13 protein-coding genes and 1 tRNA gene are annotated in these 15,234 nt (G+C 62.8%); 10 read left to right on the top strand and 4 right to left on the bottom strand.

All coding sequences use genetic code 11. From position 1 onward, the window contains the following. Positions 1–75: 75 nt before the first annotated feature. The 3 genes from IVB05_RS38175 (at position 76) to IVB05_RS38185 (ending at position 5,626) form a co-directional block, all read left to right on the top strand. Complete coding sequence (locus IVB05_RS38175; RefSeq protein WP_247781251.1) at positions 76–1,584, top strand: glucan biosynthesis protein G; 1,509 nt, start codon at positions 76–78, stop codon at positions 1,582–1,584. Then, on the top strand, positions 1,572–3,713 hold the full coding sequence (mdoH, locus tag IVB05_RS38180; protein ID WP_247781252.1) for a glucans biosynthesis glucosyltransferase MdoH: 2,142 nt from the start codon (positions 1,572–1,574) through the stop codon (positions 3,711–3,713). Before IVB05_RS38175 ends, mdoH begins: the two co-directional genes overlap by 13 nt. A 149-nt stretch (positions 3,714–3,862) precedes the next feature. Beyond that, positions 3,863–5,626 carry an adenylate/guanylate cyclase domain-containing protein gene (locus IVB05_RS38185; protein ID WP_247781253.1) on the top strand — a complete coding sequence of 588 codons (1,764 nt, stop codon included), beginning with the start codon at positions 3,863–3,865 and terminating at the stop codon, positions 5,624–5,626. A 184-nt stretch (positions 5,627–5,810) separates the two neighbouring features. Here the strand turns inward: IVB05_RS38185 and IVB05_RS38190 are convergent. Further along, positions 5,811–5,885 (bottom strand) — tRNA-Val (locus tag IVB05_RS38190). 134 nt (positions 5,886–6,019) lie between these two features. Continuing rightward, the gene (locus IVB05_RS38195; protein WP_212417990.1) at positions 6,020–6,379 is read right to left on the bottom strand and encodes a response regulator; all 360 of its coding nucleotides are present in this window, start codon (positions 6,377–6,379) and stop codon (positions 6,020–6,022) included. On the opposite strand from IVB05_RS38195, the gene IVB05_RS38200 reads away from it, so the two are divergent. The 5 genes from IVB05_RS38200 (at position 6,378) to IVB05_RS38220 (ending at position 10,625) form a co-directional block, all read left to right on the top strand. After that, positions 6,378–6,710 (top strand): hypothetical protein, encoded by a 333-nt coding sequence (locus IVB05_RS38200; protein ID WP_247781254.1) that lies wholly within the window; start codon positions 6,378–6,380, stop codon positions 6,708–6,710. The genes IVB05_RS38195 and IVB05_RS38200 overlap by 2 nt on opposite strands. Continuing rightward, positions 6,697–7,584 carry an N-formylglutamate amidohydrolase gene (locus tag IVB05_RS38205; protein ID WP_247781255.1) on the top strand — a complete coding sequence of 296 codons (888 nt, stop codon included), beginning with the start codon at positions 6,697–6,699 and terminating at the stop codon, positions 7,582–7,584. The genes IVB05_RS38200 and IVB05_RS38205 overlap by 14 nt, the downstream gene beginning before the upstream one ends. A gap of 603 nt (positions 7,585–8,187) precedes the next feature. After that, positions 8,188–8,967, top strand: coding sequence for a histidinol-phosphatase (gene hisN, locus IVB05_RS38210; RefSeq protein WP_247781256.1), 780 nt, complete (start codon positions 8,188–8,190; stop codon positions 8,965–8,967). An 8-nt stretch (positions 8,968–8,975) separates the two neighbouring features. Further along, entirely contained in the window at positions 8,976–9,503 is a 528-nt protein-coding gene (locus IVB05_RS38215; protein WP_247781257.1) for an isochorismatase family protein, read from the top strand. Positions 9,504–9,656: 153 nt separating this feature from the next. Beyond that, positions 9,657–10,625 (top strand): tripartite tricarboxylate transporter substrate binding protein, encoded by a 969-nt coding sequence (locus IVB05_RS38220; RefSeq protein WP_247781258.1) that lies wholly within the window; start codon positions 9,657–9,659, stop codon positions 10,623–10,625. Positions 10,626–10,649: 24 nt separating this feature from the next. On the opposite strand, the gene IVB05_RS38225 is transcribed toward IVB05_RS38220, so the two are convergent. Next, entirely contained in the window at positions 10,650–11,543 is an 894-nt protein-coding gene (locus IVB05_RS38225) for a LysR substrate-binding domain-containing protein (RefSeq protein ID WP_247781259.1), read from the bottom strand. Positions 11,544–11,738: 195 nt separating this feature from the next. Between IVB05_RS38225 and IVB05_RS38230 the strand changes: the two genes are divergently transcribed. Further along, on the top strand, positions 11,739–12,491 hold the full coding sequence (locus tag IVB05_RS38230; RefSeq protein WP_247781260.1) for a sulfite exporter TauE/SafE family protein: 753 nt from the start codon (positions 11,739–11,741) through the stop codon (positions 12,489–12,491). A 72-nt stretch (positions 12,492–12,563) separates the two neighbouring features. On the opposite strand, the gene IVB05_RS38235 is transcribed toward IVB05_RS38230, so the two are convergent. Beyond that, on the bottom strand, positions 12,564–13,211 hold the full coding sequence (locus tag IVB05_RS38235; protein WP_247781261.1) for a LysE family translocator: 648 nt from the start codon (positions 13,209–13,211) through the stop codon (positions 12,564–12,566). Between the two features lie 187 nt (positions 13,212–13,398). Between IVB05_RS38235 and IVB05_RS38240 the strand changes: the two genes are divergently transcribed. After that, positions 13,399–15,213: an adenylate/guanylate cyclase domain-containing protein gene (locus IVB05_RS38240; RefSeq protein WP_247781262.1), complete on the top strand. Its 1,815-nt coding sequence runs from the start codon at positions 13,399–13,401 to the stop codon at positions 15,211–15,213. Positions 15,214–15,234 lie beyond the last annotated feature (21 nt).

Here is a 15,234-nt window from a genome sequence, read left to right on the forward strand (position 1 = left end):
CAGTTCCGAAGTGAGGAACCACCGCGCGTGCACTGCGTTGCCGAGGGTCGATGTTCGTAATCGCGAGGTTGTTTCGTGAATCGTAGAGATTTCCTCGCTGCTTCAGCGTTGCCATTGGTATCCGGGGTGGCGCCGGGGCTTTTGTCCCCCGCCCGTGCCCAGCCGGCGCCGTTCGACCGATCCATTGTGCGGCAAATAGCGCGCGAACTCGCAAGCAAGCCGTACAAGGCTCCGAGCGAGAAGCTGCCCGACAATCTCGCTAACATCGACTACGACCATTATCGGGCGATCCGGTTCTTGCCCGAGCGCGCGCTCTGGCGCGGCGAAAAACTTCCCTTCGAGGCGCAATTCTTCCATCGCGGGTTCTTCTACAAGAACAGGGTCGATATCTTCGAGGTGAAGAACGGCCAGGCATCAAAAATTGCCTACCAGCCCGAGCTGTTTTCGTTCGGCGATACGCCGCCGCCGGGCCCGGCCGTAGACCTCGGCTTTGCCGGCTTTCGGCTGCATGCGCCGATCAACAAGCCCGACTATTATGACGAGGTCTGCGTGTTTCTCGGCGCGAGCTACTTCCGCGCAGTGGCCAAGGGACAACTATACGGACTCTCGGCACGCGGCCTGTCGATCAACACCGGCGAAGCCAAGGGCGAAGAATTTCCGTTCTTCAAGACGTTCTGGATCGAGAAGCCGGCATCAGGCGCAAATTCCATCGTCGTGCATGCGCTGCTCGACAGCGAGAGCGCCGCGGCGGCCTATCGTTTCACCATTCGGCCCGGCGACACCACCGTGTTCGATGTTGAAATGGCGATCTATCCGCGCGTGGATCTGGACCACGCCGGCCTCTCACCGATGACCAGCATGTTCTTCTTCGGACCGAACGACCGCAAGGACGTCGAGGACTTCCGCCCCTCGGTCCACGATTCGGATGGGCTTGCGATCTTCAATGGCCGCGGCGAGGAACTTTGGCGGCCACTGCATAATCCGAGGGATCTGCAGGTCTCTTCGTTTTCCGATCTCAACCCGCGCGGCTTCGGCCTGATGCAGCGTCAGAAGGATTTTGCCGCCTACCAGGATCTGGAATCGAATTTCGAGCGTCGGCCGAGCCTGTGGGCGGAGCCGATCGGCAATTGGGGCGAAGGCGCGGTGAAGCTGCTCGAAATCCCCACCAAGGAAGAGATTCACGACAACATTGCCTCGTTCTGGCTTCCCAAGGCTGCCTTGGCCGCCAAGGGCGAGCACACTTACACCTATCGTTTGCACTGGGGACCGGATGCGCCGAAGTCCACCTCGCTCGCGCGATTTTCCCGAACCGGCATCGGCGCGCGAGGCGACAACGCCACGATCTTCGTACTCGACGTGACCGGCGAGCGGCTGAAATCGGTCGATCCGAAAATCCTGCGCGGTGTTGTAACGGCCGAGAAGGCGAAAATCCAGAACATCGTCACCCAGCCAAATCCGGCGACCGGCGGCTGGCGATTCAGCTTCGAGCTGTTGAAGGAAAAGACCCCCGTCGAAATCCGCGCATCGCTCATGCAGGACAATGAGCCGGTATCGGAGGTCTGGGTCTATCGATGGACACCTTAGCGAAAACCGGCGGAACGACCGGCGCTGCCGATATTCCGCTGAACGATTTCCTTCCTCGGGAATCGCCAACGGATATGGCGGTACAGGCGTTGCGGCGATTCGAGCCGCCATCGGCGCCCGACTTTGCGCCGCTGTGGTTCCGGCGCGGCTTGGTGCTGACCGGCACCGCGATCCTGACCGCGGCGGGCTGTTACGAGATGTACCGGGTGCTTCAGGTCGGCGGTGTCACGGTCCTGGAGTCGATCATCCTGGTCTTGTTCGTGCTGCTGTTTGCATGGATCGCCTTCTCCTTCATGTCGGCGCTGGCCGGTTTCTTCGTCCTGCTAGCCAGGAAAAAGGACGAACTCGGCATCGATCCCAGGGCTCCCTTGCCCGCGATCCACGGCCGCACGGCGATGCTGCTGCCGACCTACAACGAGGACCCCCATCGTGTCCTCGCGAGATTGCGCGCAACTTATGAATCGGTCCAGGAGACCGGACACGGCGCGCGGTTCGACTGGTTCGTGCTAAGCGACTCCACCGATCCCGCGACCTGGATCGCCGAGGAAAAATGCTTTCTCAAGCTGCGACAGGACGTCGGCAGCGTGGCCGCGATCTTCTATCGCCACCGCCCCGAGAACACCGCGCGCAAGTCGGGCAATATCGAGGAATGGGTCAGGCGGTTCGGCTCCAATTATGAGTGCATGCTGATCCTGGACGCCGATAGTCTGATGACCGGCGACAGCGTCGTTCGCCTCGTAGCTGCCATGGAGACGCACCCGAAGGCCGCGCTGATTCAGACGCTGCCCGTTATCGTCAATGCGGGATCGCTGTTCGCGCGCTGGCAGCAATTCGCTGGGCGGCTGTACGGCCCGATGCTGGCCGCGGGGATCGCGTGGTGGCACGGCTCCGAAGGCAATTACTGGGGGCACAACGCCATCATTCGCGTGCGTGCCTTTGCGCAATATGCGGGGCTGCCCGAACTCAGGGGACGCAAGCCGTTCGGCGGGCATATTATGAGCCACGACTTCATCGAGGCGGCGTTGATGCGACGGGGTGGCTGGGCGATCCACATGGCGCCGACGCTTCGCGGCAGCTACGAGGAATCTCCGCCGACGCTATCGGATTTCGCCGCCCGCGACCGTCGCTGGTGCCAGGGCAATCTGCAGCATCTGGCGCTGCTGCCGACCCGCGGCTTTCACTGGGTATCTCGGCTTCATCTGCTGACGGGAATTGGATCGTACCTCACCGCGCCGCTCTGGCTGATTTTTCTCGTATTCGGCATTCTGGTTTCGCTGCAGGCGCAATTCGTCCGGCCCGAATATTTCCCGAAGGGATATTCGCTGTTCCCGCAATGGCCGGCACAGGATCCGGTCCTGGCGGCCTGGGTGTTCGCAGGCACGATGGGCATGCTGATCGCGCCGAAGCTGCTCGCCTTCGCCGTACTGCTGACCGACGCCGACACGCGGAGAAAATTCGGCGGCGGTCTGCAGGTGTTGACCGGCATCATCGCCGAGACCATCCTTTCGGGCCTGACCGCGCCTGTCATGATGATCTTCCAGTCGTCCGCCGTCGGGGAAATCCTGTTCGGGCGCGACGCCGGATGGCAGGTTCAGCGCCGGGACGATGGCGCGGTCTCGCACCGTGACACGGTCAACACCTATGCGGTGCCGACGTTGGTCGGGGTCGCCATGGCGGTGGCCGCCTATGCCGTCTCGCTGCCATTGCTGCTCTGGATGACGCCGGTAATCCTCGGCCTGCTGCTTTCCATTCCGATCGCAATATTGTCGTCATCGCCGGGCCCGAACCGCAGGTCCGGATTGTTCAAAACCCCGGAGCAGACCGCGCCGCCATCGGTACTGACAAGGGCCAATGAACTGGCCAGCGCGCCGCATTCGCCGCTCACCTGCCCGCTGTACGAATTGCGCAGCGATGCCGGTCTGCTCGAAGCGCATTTGAACAATCCTTCCGGGCAGCGGCCACGAAAGCGCGGCGAGGTCGATCCGCAGCTCGCGATTGCACGCGCGAAAATCGAAGATGCTGAAACCTTCGAGGAGGCGGCGGGCTTTCTCAGCGCGCGAGAGAAGTTCGCGGTGCTCAAGTCACCTTCGGTTCTCGCCGTTCTACTCGCCCTGCCAGATCCGGCGTAATTGCAGGACCCATCTTCCTGCTGCTTGAGATTGAACTGCGGCTGCCGTCATCCCGGATGCATACTTGCGTCCGGATGCACACTTGCATCCCGGATGCATCCTTGGCCCATGCAACAAATCTGCTAGACTGCTTGCTGGAGAGGCGGAAAATGGAAGCGCCCGGACCCGAGCGAAGACTCGCTGCGGTCCTTGCCGCCGACATGGTCGGCTATAGCCGGCTAATGGAGGTTGACGAGGCGGGGACGCTTGCACGCCTCAAGACCCATCGCCTTGAGCTCATCGATCCCTCCATTGCCAAGAACCGCGGCCGCATCATCAAAACGACCGGCGACGGCATGCTGGTGGAGTTCCACAGCGTCGTAGACGCGGTGACGTGCGCAGCCGAAGTCCAGCGCCGGATGGCGCGGCGCAATGCCGATGTGTCGCCGGCGCGGTGGATCCAGTTCCGCATCGGCATCAACCTCGGCGACGTGATCGTCGAGGAGAACGATATTTTCGGCGACGGCGTCAACGTCGCGGCGCGCCTCGAGGCGCTCGCCGAACCGGGTGGCATCTGCATCTCGGGCGCGGTGCGCGATCAAGTCGGTGATCGGCTGGACGAGATCGCATTCGAGGATCTCGGCGAGCAGAGCGTCAAGAATATCACCCGCCCGATCCATGTCTTCCGGGTGCGGCTCGAGTCAGCCACGATCGCAGCGCTCGAAAGTAGCAAGGAGGCTTCGGCGACGTCAGTTACCAGAAAGCCATCCATCGCCGTGCTGCCGCTGGTCAACATGAGCGGCGATCCGGAGCAGGAATTCTTTGCCGACGGCCTCACCGAGGACATCATCACCGAGCTGTCGCGCTTCCGCGACCTGCTCGTCATCTCGCGCAACTCGACCTTCGTGCACAAGGGCAAAGCCGTAAAGGTGCAGGAGGTCGCGCGCGAGCTCGGCGTTGAATATGTCCTCGAAGGCAGCGTGCGCAAGGTCGGCGATCGCGTTCGCGTCACCGTGCAGCTGATCGATGCGCAAACCGACCGGCACGTCTGGGCCGAACGCTATGACCGCAAGCTCGAGGATATCTTCGCGATCCAGGACGAGGTGACCGGCGCGATCGTCAGCACGCTTCCTGGCCGCGTCGAGGCCGCCACGCAGGAACGCGCGAAGCGCCAGCGAACCGACAACATGGCGGCCTATGAATGCGTGCTCGCCGCCAAAGTGCTGCACCACCGCTCGCGACGGGAAGACAATGCGGAGGCGCAGTCTCTCCTCGACCGCGCCATCGCGCTCGACCCAAATTACGCACACGCGCATGCCTGGAAGGCCTGCGTGCTGGGACAGACCTGGGTCTATGGATGGTGCGCGGATCGCGACGCCACCTTTCAGCAGGTGGCTGACGAATTGCAGATCGCGCTGGCGCTCGATGACAACGACAGCGACGTACACCGCATCCTGGCCGCGGTGAACCTGACGCGCGACGATCATGACAGGGCCGCCTACCATCAGGAGCGGGCACTCGCGCTCAATCCCAACTACGATATCGTCGTGGTGCAGCAGGGCGAGTTTCTGACCTGGCTGGGGCGGCCGGAAGAGGGGATCGACTGGATCAGGAAGGCGATGCGCCTCAATCCGTACCACCCGGAACGCTTCTGGAATCACCTGGGTCGCGCCTGCTACTGCGCCGAGAAATTCGCGGAAGCCGCTGAAGCTTTCGCGCGGATCACGCGGCCCGACTACACGCATCACGCCTTCCTCGCAGCGACGTTCGCACAAATGGGTAACGGCGTTGCGGCCGCCGCACATGCCGCAGAGGTCGTGAAGCTCGAACCGGGTTTCTCGGTGGCGACGTATCTCACCACCCAGCACTACAAGCAGGAGGCGGATCGCGCGCGACACGAGGCCGGGCTGCTCAAGGCGGGGCTGCCGGCGTGAGGTTGGCGGGATCACGTTGTGGTGGCTGAGTTCTCGTCGCTTGCCGGGCCGTAGCTCGCGAATGAGCATTACGGATGGAGCCCGGCTTCGCCCTTCGGGCTACGCCGCGGCAGCCTTCGCTTGCTTCGCTACGATAGAGTTCGGTGTGGCTTGCCGAGCCGTAGCTTGCGAAGCAAGCGAAGGCTGGTGGGCGCGACAGGGATCGAACCTGTGACCCCTACCATGTCAAGGTAGTGCTCTCCCGCTGAGCTACGCGCCCCGGAATGGGATGACCGATCATCCCGCTCCAGCTTTATTCGTATTGGGTGGGGTCCGTATATCGGCTCCAAAGCGCCCCCGCAAGGATGCTTGGACGTAATTTCTGGAGTGATTTCGAGCGAAATTGACGCCGAATCAGGCCGCCAGCATCTTGTTCACTTCGCTGACCAGTTCGCGGAGGTGAACCGGCTTGGCGAGCACCTTGGCGTTCTTGGGCGCTTCCGAATCGGAATTCAGGGCGACGGCGGCAAAACCGGTGATGAACATGATCTTGATGTCGGGGTCGAGTTCCGAGGCGCGGCGCGCCAGTTCGATGCCGTCCATTTCCGGCATCACGATATCGGTCAGCAGCATCTCGAACGGCTCCTCGCGCAGCCGCTGATAGGCCGACATGCCGTTGTCATGCGAGGAGACCTGAAACCCCGCGTTTTCCAGCGCCTTGACCAGGAAGCGGCGCATGTCGTTGTCGTCTTCGGCGAGCAGGATCTTGTGCATGGCGGTCGGTCGTCGCTTCCGGCTTGGAGGATCGTTCCGCCCACTAAGCCCGACAGAGGGTAAATTTCAGTTAAAAGGTAACGGCTTCTTGGCGGCGAGCGGCGCTGTTTCTGCAGCGGAATGTACCAAGATCGATCAAGGCGGCGCTTTTCGGGCGTTTGCGACACCTTCCAGTAGTTCGGCGGTTTTTTTCGCTTGGCAGAATGATTACGATTACGGACAATACATCCTTACAAACCCTGCCCTTCGGCAGAATCGGTCGCATGATCGCGATCGGGCCGAAGGGAATGCGGACATTCAAGGGACGGCGCCCCACGATGACCCAGTTTGATGGCGAGCTGTCGCCCCCGTTCGAGATCGTGGAGCCGGCGCATTGGCGGGCGCCGATCATCTTCAACTCGCCCCATTCCGGCTCGGTCTATCCGCTCGAATTTCTCAACGCCTCCCGGATCGACCTCGCCGCGCTGCGCCGCTCCGAGGATTCGTTCATGGACGAGTTGATCGGAGGCCTGAGCGAACAAGGCTTTCCGACGGTGCGGGTCAATTTCCCCCGCTCCTATGTCGACGTGAACCGCGAGCCCTATGAGCTCGATCCGCGGATGTTCACCGGGCGCCTGCCGAGCTTCGCCAATACCCGCTCGATGCGGGTGGCCGGCGGCCTCGGCACCATCCCGCGCGTGGTCGGGGACGGGCAGGAAATCTATCGCGAGCGGCTTTCGGTCGACGACGCGCTGGGGCGGATCGAGGCGCTCTACAAGCCGTATCACCGGGCGCTGCGGCGGCTGATCAACAAGGCCCATCAGGCATTCGGAACCGTGATCCTGGTGGATTGCCATTCGATGCCGTCGGTCGGCGTGTCGCGCGACGAGCCGCGGCGGCCCGATATCGTGATCGGCGACCGCTACGGCACCAGTTGCGCGAGCCTTTTGCCCGATGTCGTTGAGGAAATCATGAGCGGGCTCGGCTATTCGATCGGCCGCAACAAGCCCTACGCCGGCGGCTTCATCACCGAGCATTACGGCAACCCGGCGAGCGGACTGCACACCGTGCAGCTTGAGCTCAACCGGGCGATCTATATGGACGAGCGGCGGCGCGAGCGCAGCCCGCGCTTTGCGCAAGTGGCCGCCGATTTCGTCGCGCTCGCCGACGCGCTGGCCCAGGTGCCGCTCGGGGATCTCGGACCGTTCCAGGCAGCGGCGGAGTAGATTCTGCTTCGTCATTCCGGGGCGCGCGAAGCGCGAGCCCGGAATCCATTTAACTGCCCGCGCGTGTGGCCCGATGGATTCCGGGCTCGCGCCAAGTGGCGCGCCCCGGAATGACGAAGAAAGAAATCCGGAATGACAAAGCGCCCAAAGAAAAAAGGGCCGCTTGAATGAACAAGCGGCCCAAGTCTAGGGAGGAAACGCCCAAGGAGGGCAGCGATAGGGCGAGGCCCTACCGCACCGCAACAATATGCGGCCGCGCTGCACAAAACGCAAGGGTTTTTGGCTTAGTTCCGGTCCAAAGTGGAACAGGCTGGCGGATCGGCAACACCATCGATGCACGGCGTTTATACAAGTTAAATCAATGACTTGAATGGGATACCCGGCCAAGCCCCGGTCCCACTGCAGTGCTGGTATGCCAAAACTCGCAACTTCGTGATGGCAGGGCTAACCAAAAATCCACGCTTAAACGAAGCCTTCTCGAAAGCCGATTCGAAAGCCAGCTCGCAATACGAATGGGAATAACGCGCCGTTGGCGGTGCGCGACGGTGCGGATTGGGCTAGGCAAGAGGCAGTATTCTTCCTCCAGTGCGGTAAGGGACAGCCGTGACGGTCATCGATTTCACAGCCTTCATCGGGCGCCTCGCGACTGCGTCCGGCGAAACCATCCTGCCGTTCTTCCGGACCTCGCTCTCCATCGACAACAAGAGCGCGAGCGATTTCGATCCGGTCACCGAGGCCGACCGCGCCGCCGAAGCGGTGATGCGCCGCCTGATCAAGGCCAATTTTCCCCAGCACGGCATCGTCGGCGAGGAGTTCGGCAACGAGCGCGAGGACGCCGAATATGTCTGGGTGCTGGATCCGATCGACGGCACCAAATCCTTCATCGCGGGATTTCCGATCTGGGGCACCCTGATCGCGCTGTTGCACAAGGGCACGCCGGTGTTCGGCATGATGCACCAGCCCTATATCGGCGAGCGCTTTTCCGGCGATAGCGGTTCGGCGCAGTATTCCGGACCATCCGGCGAGCGGCGGCTGACGGTGCGCCGCTGCACGTCCCTGAAGGAAGCGACCTCGTTCACCACCAGCCCCCTGCTGATGAACGCCGCCGATCGCGAGATCTTCAGCCGGGTCGAGAGTTCGGTAAAGCTGTCGCGCTATGGCGGCGACTGCTATTCCTACTGCATGCTGGCGGCAGGCCATCTCGACCTCGTGGTCGAGACCGAACTAAAGCCCTATGACATCGCGGCATTGATCCCGATCGTTACGGGCGCCGGCGGCGTCGTCACCAACTGGGAAGGCAAGCCCGCCCAGAGCGGCGGCCGCATCGTCGCCGCCGGCGACGCCCGCGTGCATGAGGCGACGCTGAAACTGCTGAACAGTTAGGGGCCCCGATGGACGCGATGCTGGTCGTCCATATGCAGGTCGGGCTCCTCAGCGGCATGCCCAAACATGATTTGCACGGCGTCGTGGATCGCATCAACCGGCTAACCGCCAGGGTCCGTGCCCAAGCCGGCAAGGTGATTTTGATCCAGCACTGCGGTGGCAAGGGAGACGCCTTTGAGCCGCAGACGCCCGGATGGCAGTTTCTTCCCGAACTTGTCCGCGAACCTGCCGACATTATCGTCCCGACTACACTGAACGATCCTTTTGCCGGCACGGACCTGCAGGCGCGTTTGAAGGAGCTCCAGCCGGACCGGATCCTGATCACCGGATGGGCAACTGATTTCTGCGTTGATTCCACGGTTCGCTCGACGGTCGCACATCATTACGATGTCGTGGCGGTAGCCGACGGTCACACCTTGGGCGACCGTCCTCACCTCGATGCCCTCAGCATCATTCGCCATCACAATTGGGTCTGGAGCAACCTGATCACCCGGCGTTCCATCAAGGTCGCCGCGACAGACGAATTGCTGCCCTGATCCACGCATCGCGGGACGGGGTGCAACCGGCTGAATCGGCCGCAACCTCTAGCACCGAAGCGCTACAAGCGGCATACTCGCCCCATCACGGACGAACGCGCGGCGCTTCTTGCGAGCCCCGTGCCGAAACAGATCCGGATCAGGGGGGCTTGCATGAAAACGGCACGCACGCTGTTGGCCGCATTGACGCTGTCGCTGGTGCCGGTAGCGGCAACCGCACAGGATTTTCCCAACAAACCGATCCGCCTGATCGTGCCATTCCCGGCCGGCGGACCCAACGACATCATCGCGCGCCTGGTCGGCCAGCGCATGTCCGAGATCACGAAGCAGCCGGTTCTGATCGACAATCGCGGCGGCCAGGCCGGCGTGCTCGGCACCGATGCGGTCGCGAAGGCAGCCCCCGACGGCTACACGATCGGCATCGTGAGCGCGAGCGCGCTGGTCATCAACCCGACGATGGAAAAAGTGCCCTACGACGTGACGAAGGACTTTGCGCCCGTCACGCTGGTGACCACGGTGCCGGAAATGCTTGTTGTCGCCAGCAACGTTCCCGCCGGCGATATGAAAGAGCTGGTCGCGCTCGCCAAGGCCCAGCCGGGAAAACTCAATTTCGCATCGGCCGGCGTCGGCGGCCTGCCGCACCTCGCCGGTGAACTGTTCAAGCTGACAGCCAGCATCGACATCGTGCACGTGCCCTACCGCGGCGCTGCGCCGGCGGTGAACGATCTGCTCGGCCAGCAGGTGCAGATGGCGTTCCTCGATTTGCCGGTGCTGCTGCCGCATATCAAGGCCGGCACCCTGCGCCCGATTGCCCTCGGTGCTCCGAAACGCGCGCCCACCTCGCCTGACGTGCCGACCACCGCGGAGGTCGGCATGCCGGACCTCCTGATCGAAAACTGGTACGGCATGATCGCACCGGGCGGAACGCCCGAGCCGACCGTCGCTACCTTGAATCGCATCGCCAACGAGGCGATGCACGACCCGCAGGTCAAGCAGAAGCTCGCCGATCAGGGACTGACAGTCGCCGGCGACACGCCGGGACATTTTCGCAACTACATAGCAAGCGAGACCCAGAAGTGGGCGCGCGTCATCAAGGCCGCCGGCCTTGCCACGGGCAAGTAACGTCCGGCTTCCTGTCAGGCCTCTTCAACGCGGCGCCGATTTGCGCAGATGCTCGGCCAACTGCTGCGCAGGCCTTGGCAGCGACTTGAAACTGCGGGCACAGATCACGAGCCGCCGGTTGGCCCAGGAATCCCTGATCCTGATGACATTGATCTTCATTGATCGCGCGCATCGTTTTGCCGCCACTTCAGGCATCACGCCAATCCCGATGCCGGCGGCGACCATCTGGCCGATCGCATCGAAACTGTTCAGCCGCGCACGAAAGCGCAGACGCGCGCCGAGACGGGCCGCATGTCCGCTGATATGGGTGTGCAGCGCGATCGAGCTGATCAGGCCGACGAATTCGCGCTCCACCACTTCGCCGAAATCGACCTGCCGCCGGTTCGCCAGTTCGTCGTCGCGCGCGGTGACCAGCACCAGGCGGTCTTCGCTGAACGGGATCCGCTCGATATTGTCCGCAAGCGCGTGTTCGGCGGCTAGTCCGAGATCGGCGGCGCCGGTCAGAATCGCGCGGGCGATGTCGGCGCTTTCGCGTTCCTCGACGTCGATCGAAATGCGAGGATGCGCGGCCAGAAAGGCAGCCAGTGCCTTCGGCAGATATTCCGAAAGCCCCGACGTGTTGGCGAGGAAGCGAACGGTGGCCTTCACACCGCGGGCAAAGGCGGCCAGATCGCCGCGCATCGCCTCGACATTGTGGATCACGACCCTTGCATGATCGAGCAGGCTTTCGCCGGCCGGCGTCAGTTCGACGCCGCGGCGGCCGCGCGTCAGCAGCGAAACGCCAAGCGCCTCTTCCAGCCCCTTGATCCGCGCGCTCGCCGAGGCCAAGGCCAGATGAACCCGCTCAGCGCCGTTGGTGATGCTGCGCGTCTCGGCTACCGCGATGAAGAGCTGAAGATCGACGAGATCGAAGCGCATCGGGATTCCTTACGACGTGATCGGCGTTGAGGCCGTCATTGCGAGCGAAGCGAAGCAATCCATGCCGCCACAGCAAGAAAGAATGGATTGCTTCGTCGCCGCTCCTCGCAATGACAGACTGCCTTCGCCTTCTCCGAAGGCTGTCTCCGTAACCTCCAGATTGTGCCCATTGTGCCGATAGGTCAATGTCGCCCCATGTTCGATTCCCTGCTTCTCCTCGTCGCCGCCACCTTCCTGCTCGCGGGCCTCGTGAAGGGCGCACTCGGGCTCGGCCTGCCGACGGTATCGATGGGCCTGCTTGCGGTGTCGATGCCGCCGGCGCAGGCGATCGCCATCGTCATCGTGCCGGCGATCGTCACCAACATCTGGCAAACCTTCGGCGGTCCTTACTTGCGCGACATTTTCCGGCGGCTATGGCCGTTGCTGGCCGGAACGGCCGCCGGCATCTGGCTGAACGCGGGGTCGCTGACCGGGCCCTATGCGCGCTACACCACCATCGCGCTCGGCCTGTTGCTGGCGATCAATGCCATCATCGGCCTGTGCAAATTCGATTTCACCATTGCCCGCCGAAACGAAAAATGGGTCGGCGGCATCGTCGGGCTGATCACCGGTATGATTTCGGCGGCAACCGGCGTGCAGGTCATTCCATCGGTGCCGTTCCTGCAGGCGATCGGCATGGAGAAGGAAGAGCTGATCCAGGCATTGGGCGTATTCTTCACGGTCGCGACCCTGGCGCTTGGCCTCAACCTCACCGGCGCCGGTCTGCTGACGGCCGCAACCGCACTGCCTGGTGCGGTCGCCCTGGCGGCGTCCTTTGCCGGCATGTTTATCGGACAGGCGGTGCGGACGCGGCTGCAGCCGGATATCTTTCGGCGCTGGTTCCAGATCGGCATGATTGTTCTCGGCCTCTATCTGGCCGGCAATGCGCTGGCGAAACTGATGGCGTAACGTCCCCGAAGCCGCTCAAGAAGCCCGCGAGTTCCTTGCGATGGAATTCTCCAGATAGGCGGACAGCCGTACCTAGCGCGCCTCCAGCATCGCGACGCGGATGCCGAGATAGACGAACAGCCCACCGAGTACGCGGTTGATCCAGGCCATCACGTTAGCCGATTGCCTGATGCGGCGGGCCGCCCTTGCCGCGAAAGCAGCAACCCCGAGGCACCAGAGCGTGCCGTTGAAGATGAAGATCATGCCCAGGGCCAGAAAGGCCAGCGTCTTGTGGCCAGAGTCCGCCGCCACGAATTGCGGCAGGAAGGCCAAGAAAAACAGCGCCACCTTCGGATTGAGCACGTTGGTCAGGGCGCCCTGCCAGAACACGCGGGAAAGCGAGGCCTCGTTGCCCTCCAGGGCCGCCTCCGCCAGCGGACGCGAATGTGACAGCAGCATCTGGACGCCCGTGAACAACAGATAGGCGGCACCGGCCCATTTCAGCACCGTGAAGGCGGCAGATGACGCCATCAACAGCGCCGACAGGCCGATAGCGGCGCCGAATACATGGACCAGACAGCCACAGCAGATGCCGATCGCCGCCGCCGCACCGCCGCGCCAGCCCAACTGGATGCTGCGGCCGATAATATAGGCCGTGTCCGGCCCCGGGGTGATGTTGAGCAACAGTCCGGAGAGGATGAAAAGCCAGAGTTCGTGAATGCCGAGTGTCTCAACCATCATTTGACCGGTTCCCTGGCCCTGCCTGCCCTTAATTTCCGCATGTGCCAATTCTTGACGGTTTGCAGTACTATCATGAGCAAATCGGGCTTCCACCAGATTGCGCATATTTTATAAACATTGGAATCGTTTGAGCGACCGCGTAGTGGTTATCCGCGCATTCCGGCGCCGTTGAGGATATACTGGGGACATGGAGAGACGCCTGGCAGCCATCGTCTGCGCTGACGTCGCCGGCTATTCCCGCATGATGGGGGCCGACGAGGCGGGGACGCACGCCACGTTCAAGGCGCACAGGTCCGCGATCTATCCGATCATTCTCAATCACGGCGGCCGCCTGGTGAAGAACACCGGCGACGGCTTCCTCCTGGAATTTCCCTCTATCGTCGGCGCCATCGAGGCCGCGGTTGCGATGCAGATGGTGATGGCGGAGCGCAACGAGCACCTCCCCGCCGACCGCCTCATGCAGTTCCGCATGGGCATCCACATGGGCGACGTGATGGCCGACGAGGACGAGGTGTTCGGCGACGACGTCAACATCGCCGTCCGCCTCGAATCGGTTGCCGCCCCCGGCGGCGTGGCGGTTTCGGGCAAGGCCTGCCACGAGGCCGGCAAGCGCCTCAGCGTCGCGCTGGCCGATGCCGGCCCCCACCGGTTCAAGAACATCGACGAGCCGATCCAGGTCTGGACCTGGCAACCCGCCGGCGCCGATGCCAGCGGCCCTGCGCACAAAGCCTCGACCGAAACATCGGTCACCAATCTTCCGGCCCAGTATCGAACGGCGATCGTGGGCGTGCTGCCGTTCGCGAATCTGAGCGAGAGCGCCGACGAGTATTTTTCCGACGGACTGACCGAGGACCTGATCCACGCGCTTTCGCTGCAATCGTTCTACCGGGTGCTGAGCCGCAACTCGACATTCTCGTTCAAAGGCAAGAGCGTGAGCACGCGCCTGATCGCGCGCGAGATCGATGCGAGCTACCTGATCCAGGGCTCCGTACGCCGCGCCGCCAACAAGATTCGCGTCACCGCCGAGCTGATCGCACCCGAGACCGGCGAGCAATTATGGACCGGCCGGTTCGACCGGGACATCGGCGACCTGTTCGCGATGCAGGACGAACTCACCACCAGCCTGTCGGCGGCGATTGCGGCTGAAATCTACCGGGCGGAAGCCTCGGCCCCGCCGCGCTCGAACTCGAACGACCTCACCGCCTGGGATCGCTTCCTTAAGGGACTGTCCTACTATTATCTGCAGACGCAGGCCGATCTCGAAACCTCGATCAGCCTGTTCAAGGAAGCCATCGCGCTCGATCCGACGTTGTCGATCGCCCGTGCCTATCTCGCCACGATCCAGATCCAGGGCATCCAGTTCGGATGGATCCGGAGCACGCGCGAAATGTTTGACTACGCAATGAGTCTTGCGGAAAGCAGTGTCCGGCTCGATCCCCGTTCGTCCTTTGCGTTCCAGACCCTCGCCTATCTGAACGCGGCGGAAGGGCACCACGAGACGGCGATGGATGCCGCCAAGCGGGCGGTCGGGCTCAATCCGTACGATATGGGCGCCCGCGGCGTGCTTGGGATTTGTCATCTCGTGTCCGGCCAACACCGGCCCGCAATCGAACTGTTTACGATGGCGGCGCAGAGCGGCAACAACGATCCCCGGTATCAATGGGCGGCCGTGAACGCGTTCAGCCACTACCTGCTCGGACAATATGACGCGTCGCTGTCCTGGGCTCGGGAGCAGCTCTATACCAATCCCAATATGCTTCAGGCACTCGCGATCCGCGCGGCAGCGCTCGCCCAATTGGGACGAACTTCGGAGGCGGCAACGGCGGCCGAGGCTCTGCTCAGCAACTATCCCGGCCTCACTGTCGAACGGCATTTACGGAACTTCCACTGGAAGATGCCTGAGGACCTCGCCCATTACCGTGACGGCCTTGTGAAGGCCGGCATCCCCTTCAGTAGATTGACCCTCGTCGAATCCTCTCCAAGGCTTGCCGCAGATTCCTGAGCGTGTGTAAGCCGGTCGGTT

The sequence above is a fragment of the Bradyrhizobium sp. 170 genome (assembly GCF_023101085.1).
GTDB lineage: Bacteria > Pseudomonadota > Alphaproteobacteria > Rhizobiales > Xanthobacteraceae > Bradyrhizobium.

What these genes read in the sequence shown, in the direction of transcription:
- mdoH (WP_247781252.1), top strand. Translation starts at nt 1,572, where the DNA reads ATGGACACCTTAGCGAAAACCGGCGGAACGACCGGCGCTGCCGATATT.
- IVB05_RS38185 (WP_247781253.1), top strand. Translation starts at nt 3,863, where the DNA reads ATGGAAGCGCCCGGACCCGAGCGAAGACTCGCTGCGGTCCTTGCCGCC.
- IVB05_RS38200 (WP_247781254.1), top strand. Translation starts at nt 6,378, where the DNA reads ATGGCGGTCGGTCGTCGCTTCCGGCTTGGAGGATCGTTCCGCCCACTA.
- IVB05_RS38195 (WP_212417990.1), bottom strand. Translation starts at nt 6,379, where the DNA reads ATGCACAAGATCCTGCTCGCCGAAGACGACAACGACATGCGCCGCTTC.
- IVB05_RS38205 (WP_247781255.1), top strand. Translation starts at nt 6,697, where the DNA reads ATGACCCAGTTTGATGGCGAGCTGTCGCCCCCGTTCGAGATCGTGGAG.
- IVB05_RS38215 (WP_247781257.1), top strand. Translation starts at nt 8,976, where the DNA reads ATGGACGCGATGCTGGTCGTCCATATGCAGGTCGGGCTCCTCAGCGGC.
- IVB05_RS38220 (WP_247781258.1), top strand. Translation starts at nt 9,657, where the DNA reads ATGAAAACGGCACGCACGCTGTTGGCCGCATTGACGCTGTCGCTGGTG.
- IVB05_RS38225 (WP_247781259.1), bottom strand. Translation starts at nt 11,543, where the DNA reads ATGCGCTTCGATCTCGTCGATCTTCAGCTCTTCATCGCGGTAGCCGAG.
- IVB05_RS38230 (WP_247781260.1), top strand. Translation starts at nt 11,739, where the DNA reads ATGTTCGATTCCCTGCTTCTCCTCGTCGCCGCCACCTTCCTGCTCGCG.
- IVB05_RS38235 (WP_247781261.1), bottom strand. Translation starts at nt 13,211, where the DNA reads ATGATGGTTGAGACACTCGGCATTCACGAACTCTGGCTTTTCATCCTC.
- IVB05_RS38240 (WP_247781262.1), top strand. Translation starts at nt 13,399, where the DNA reads ATGGAGAGACGCCTGGCAGCCATCGTCTGCGCTGACGTCGCCGGCTAT.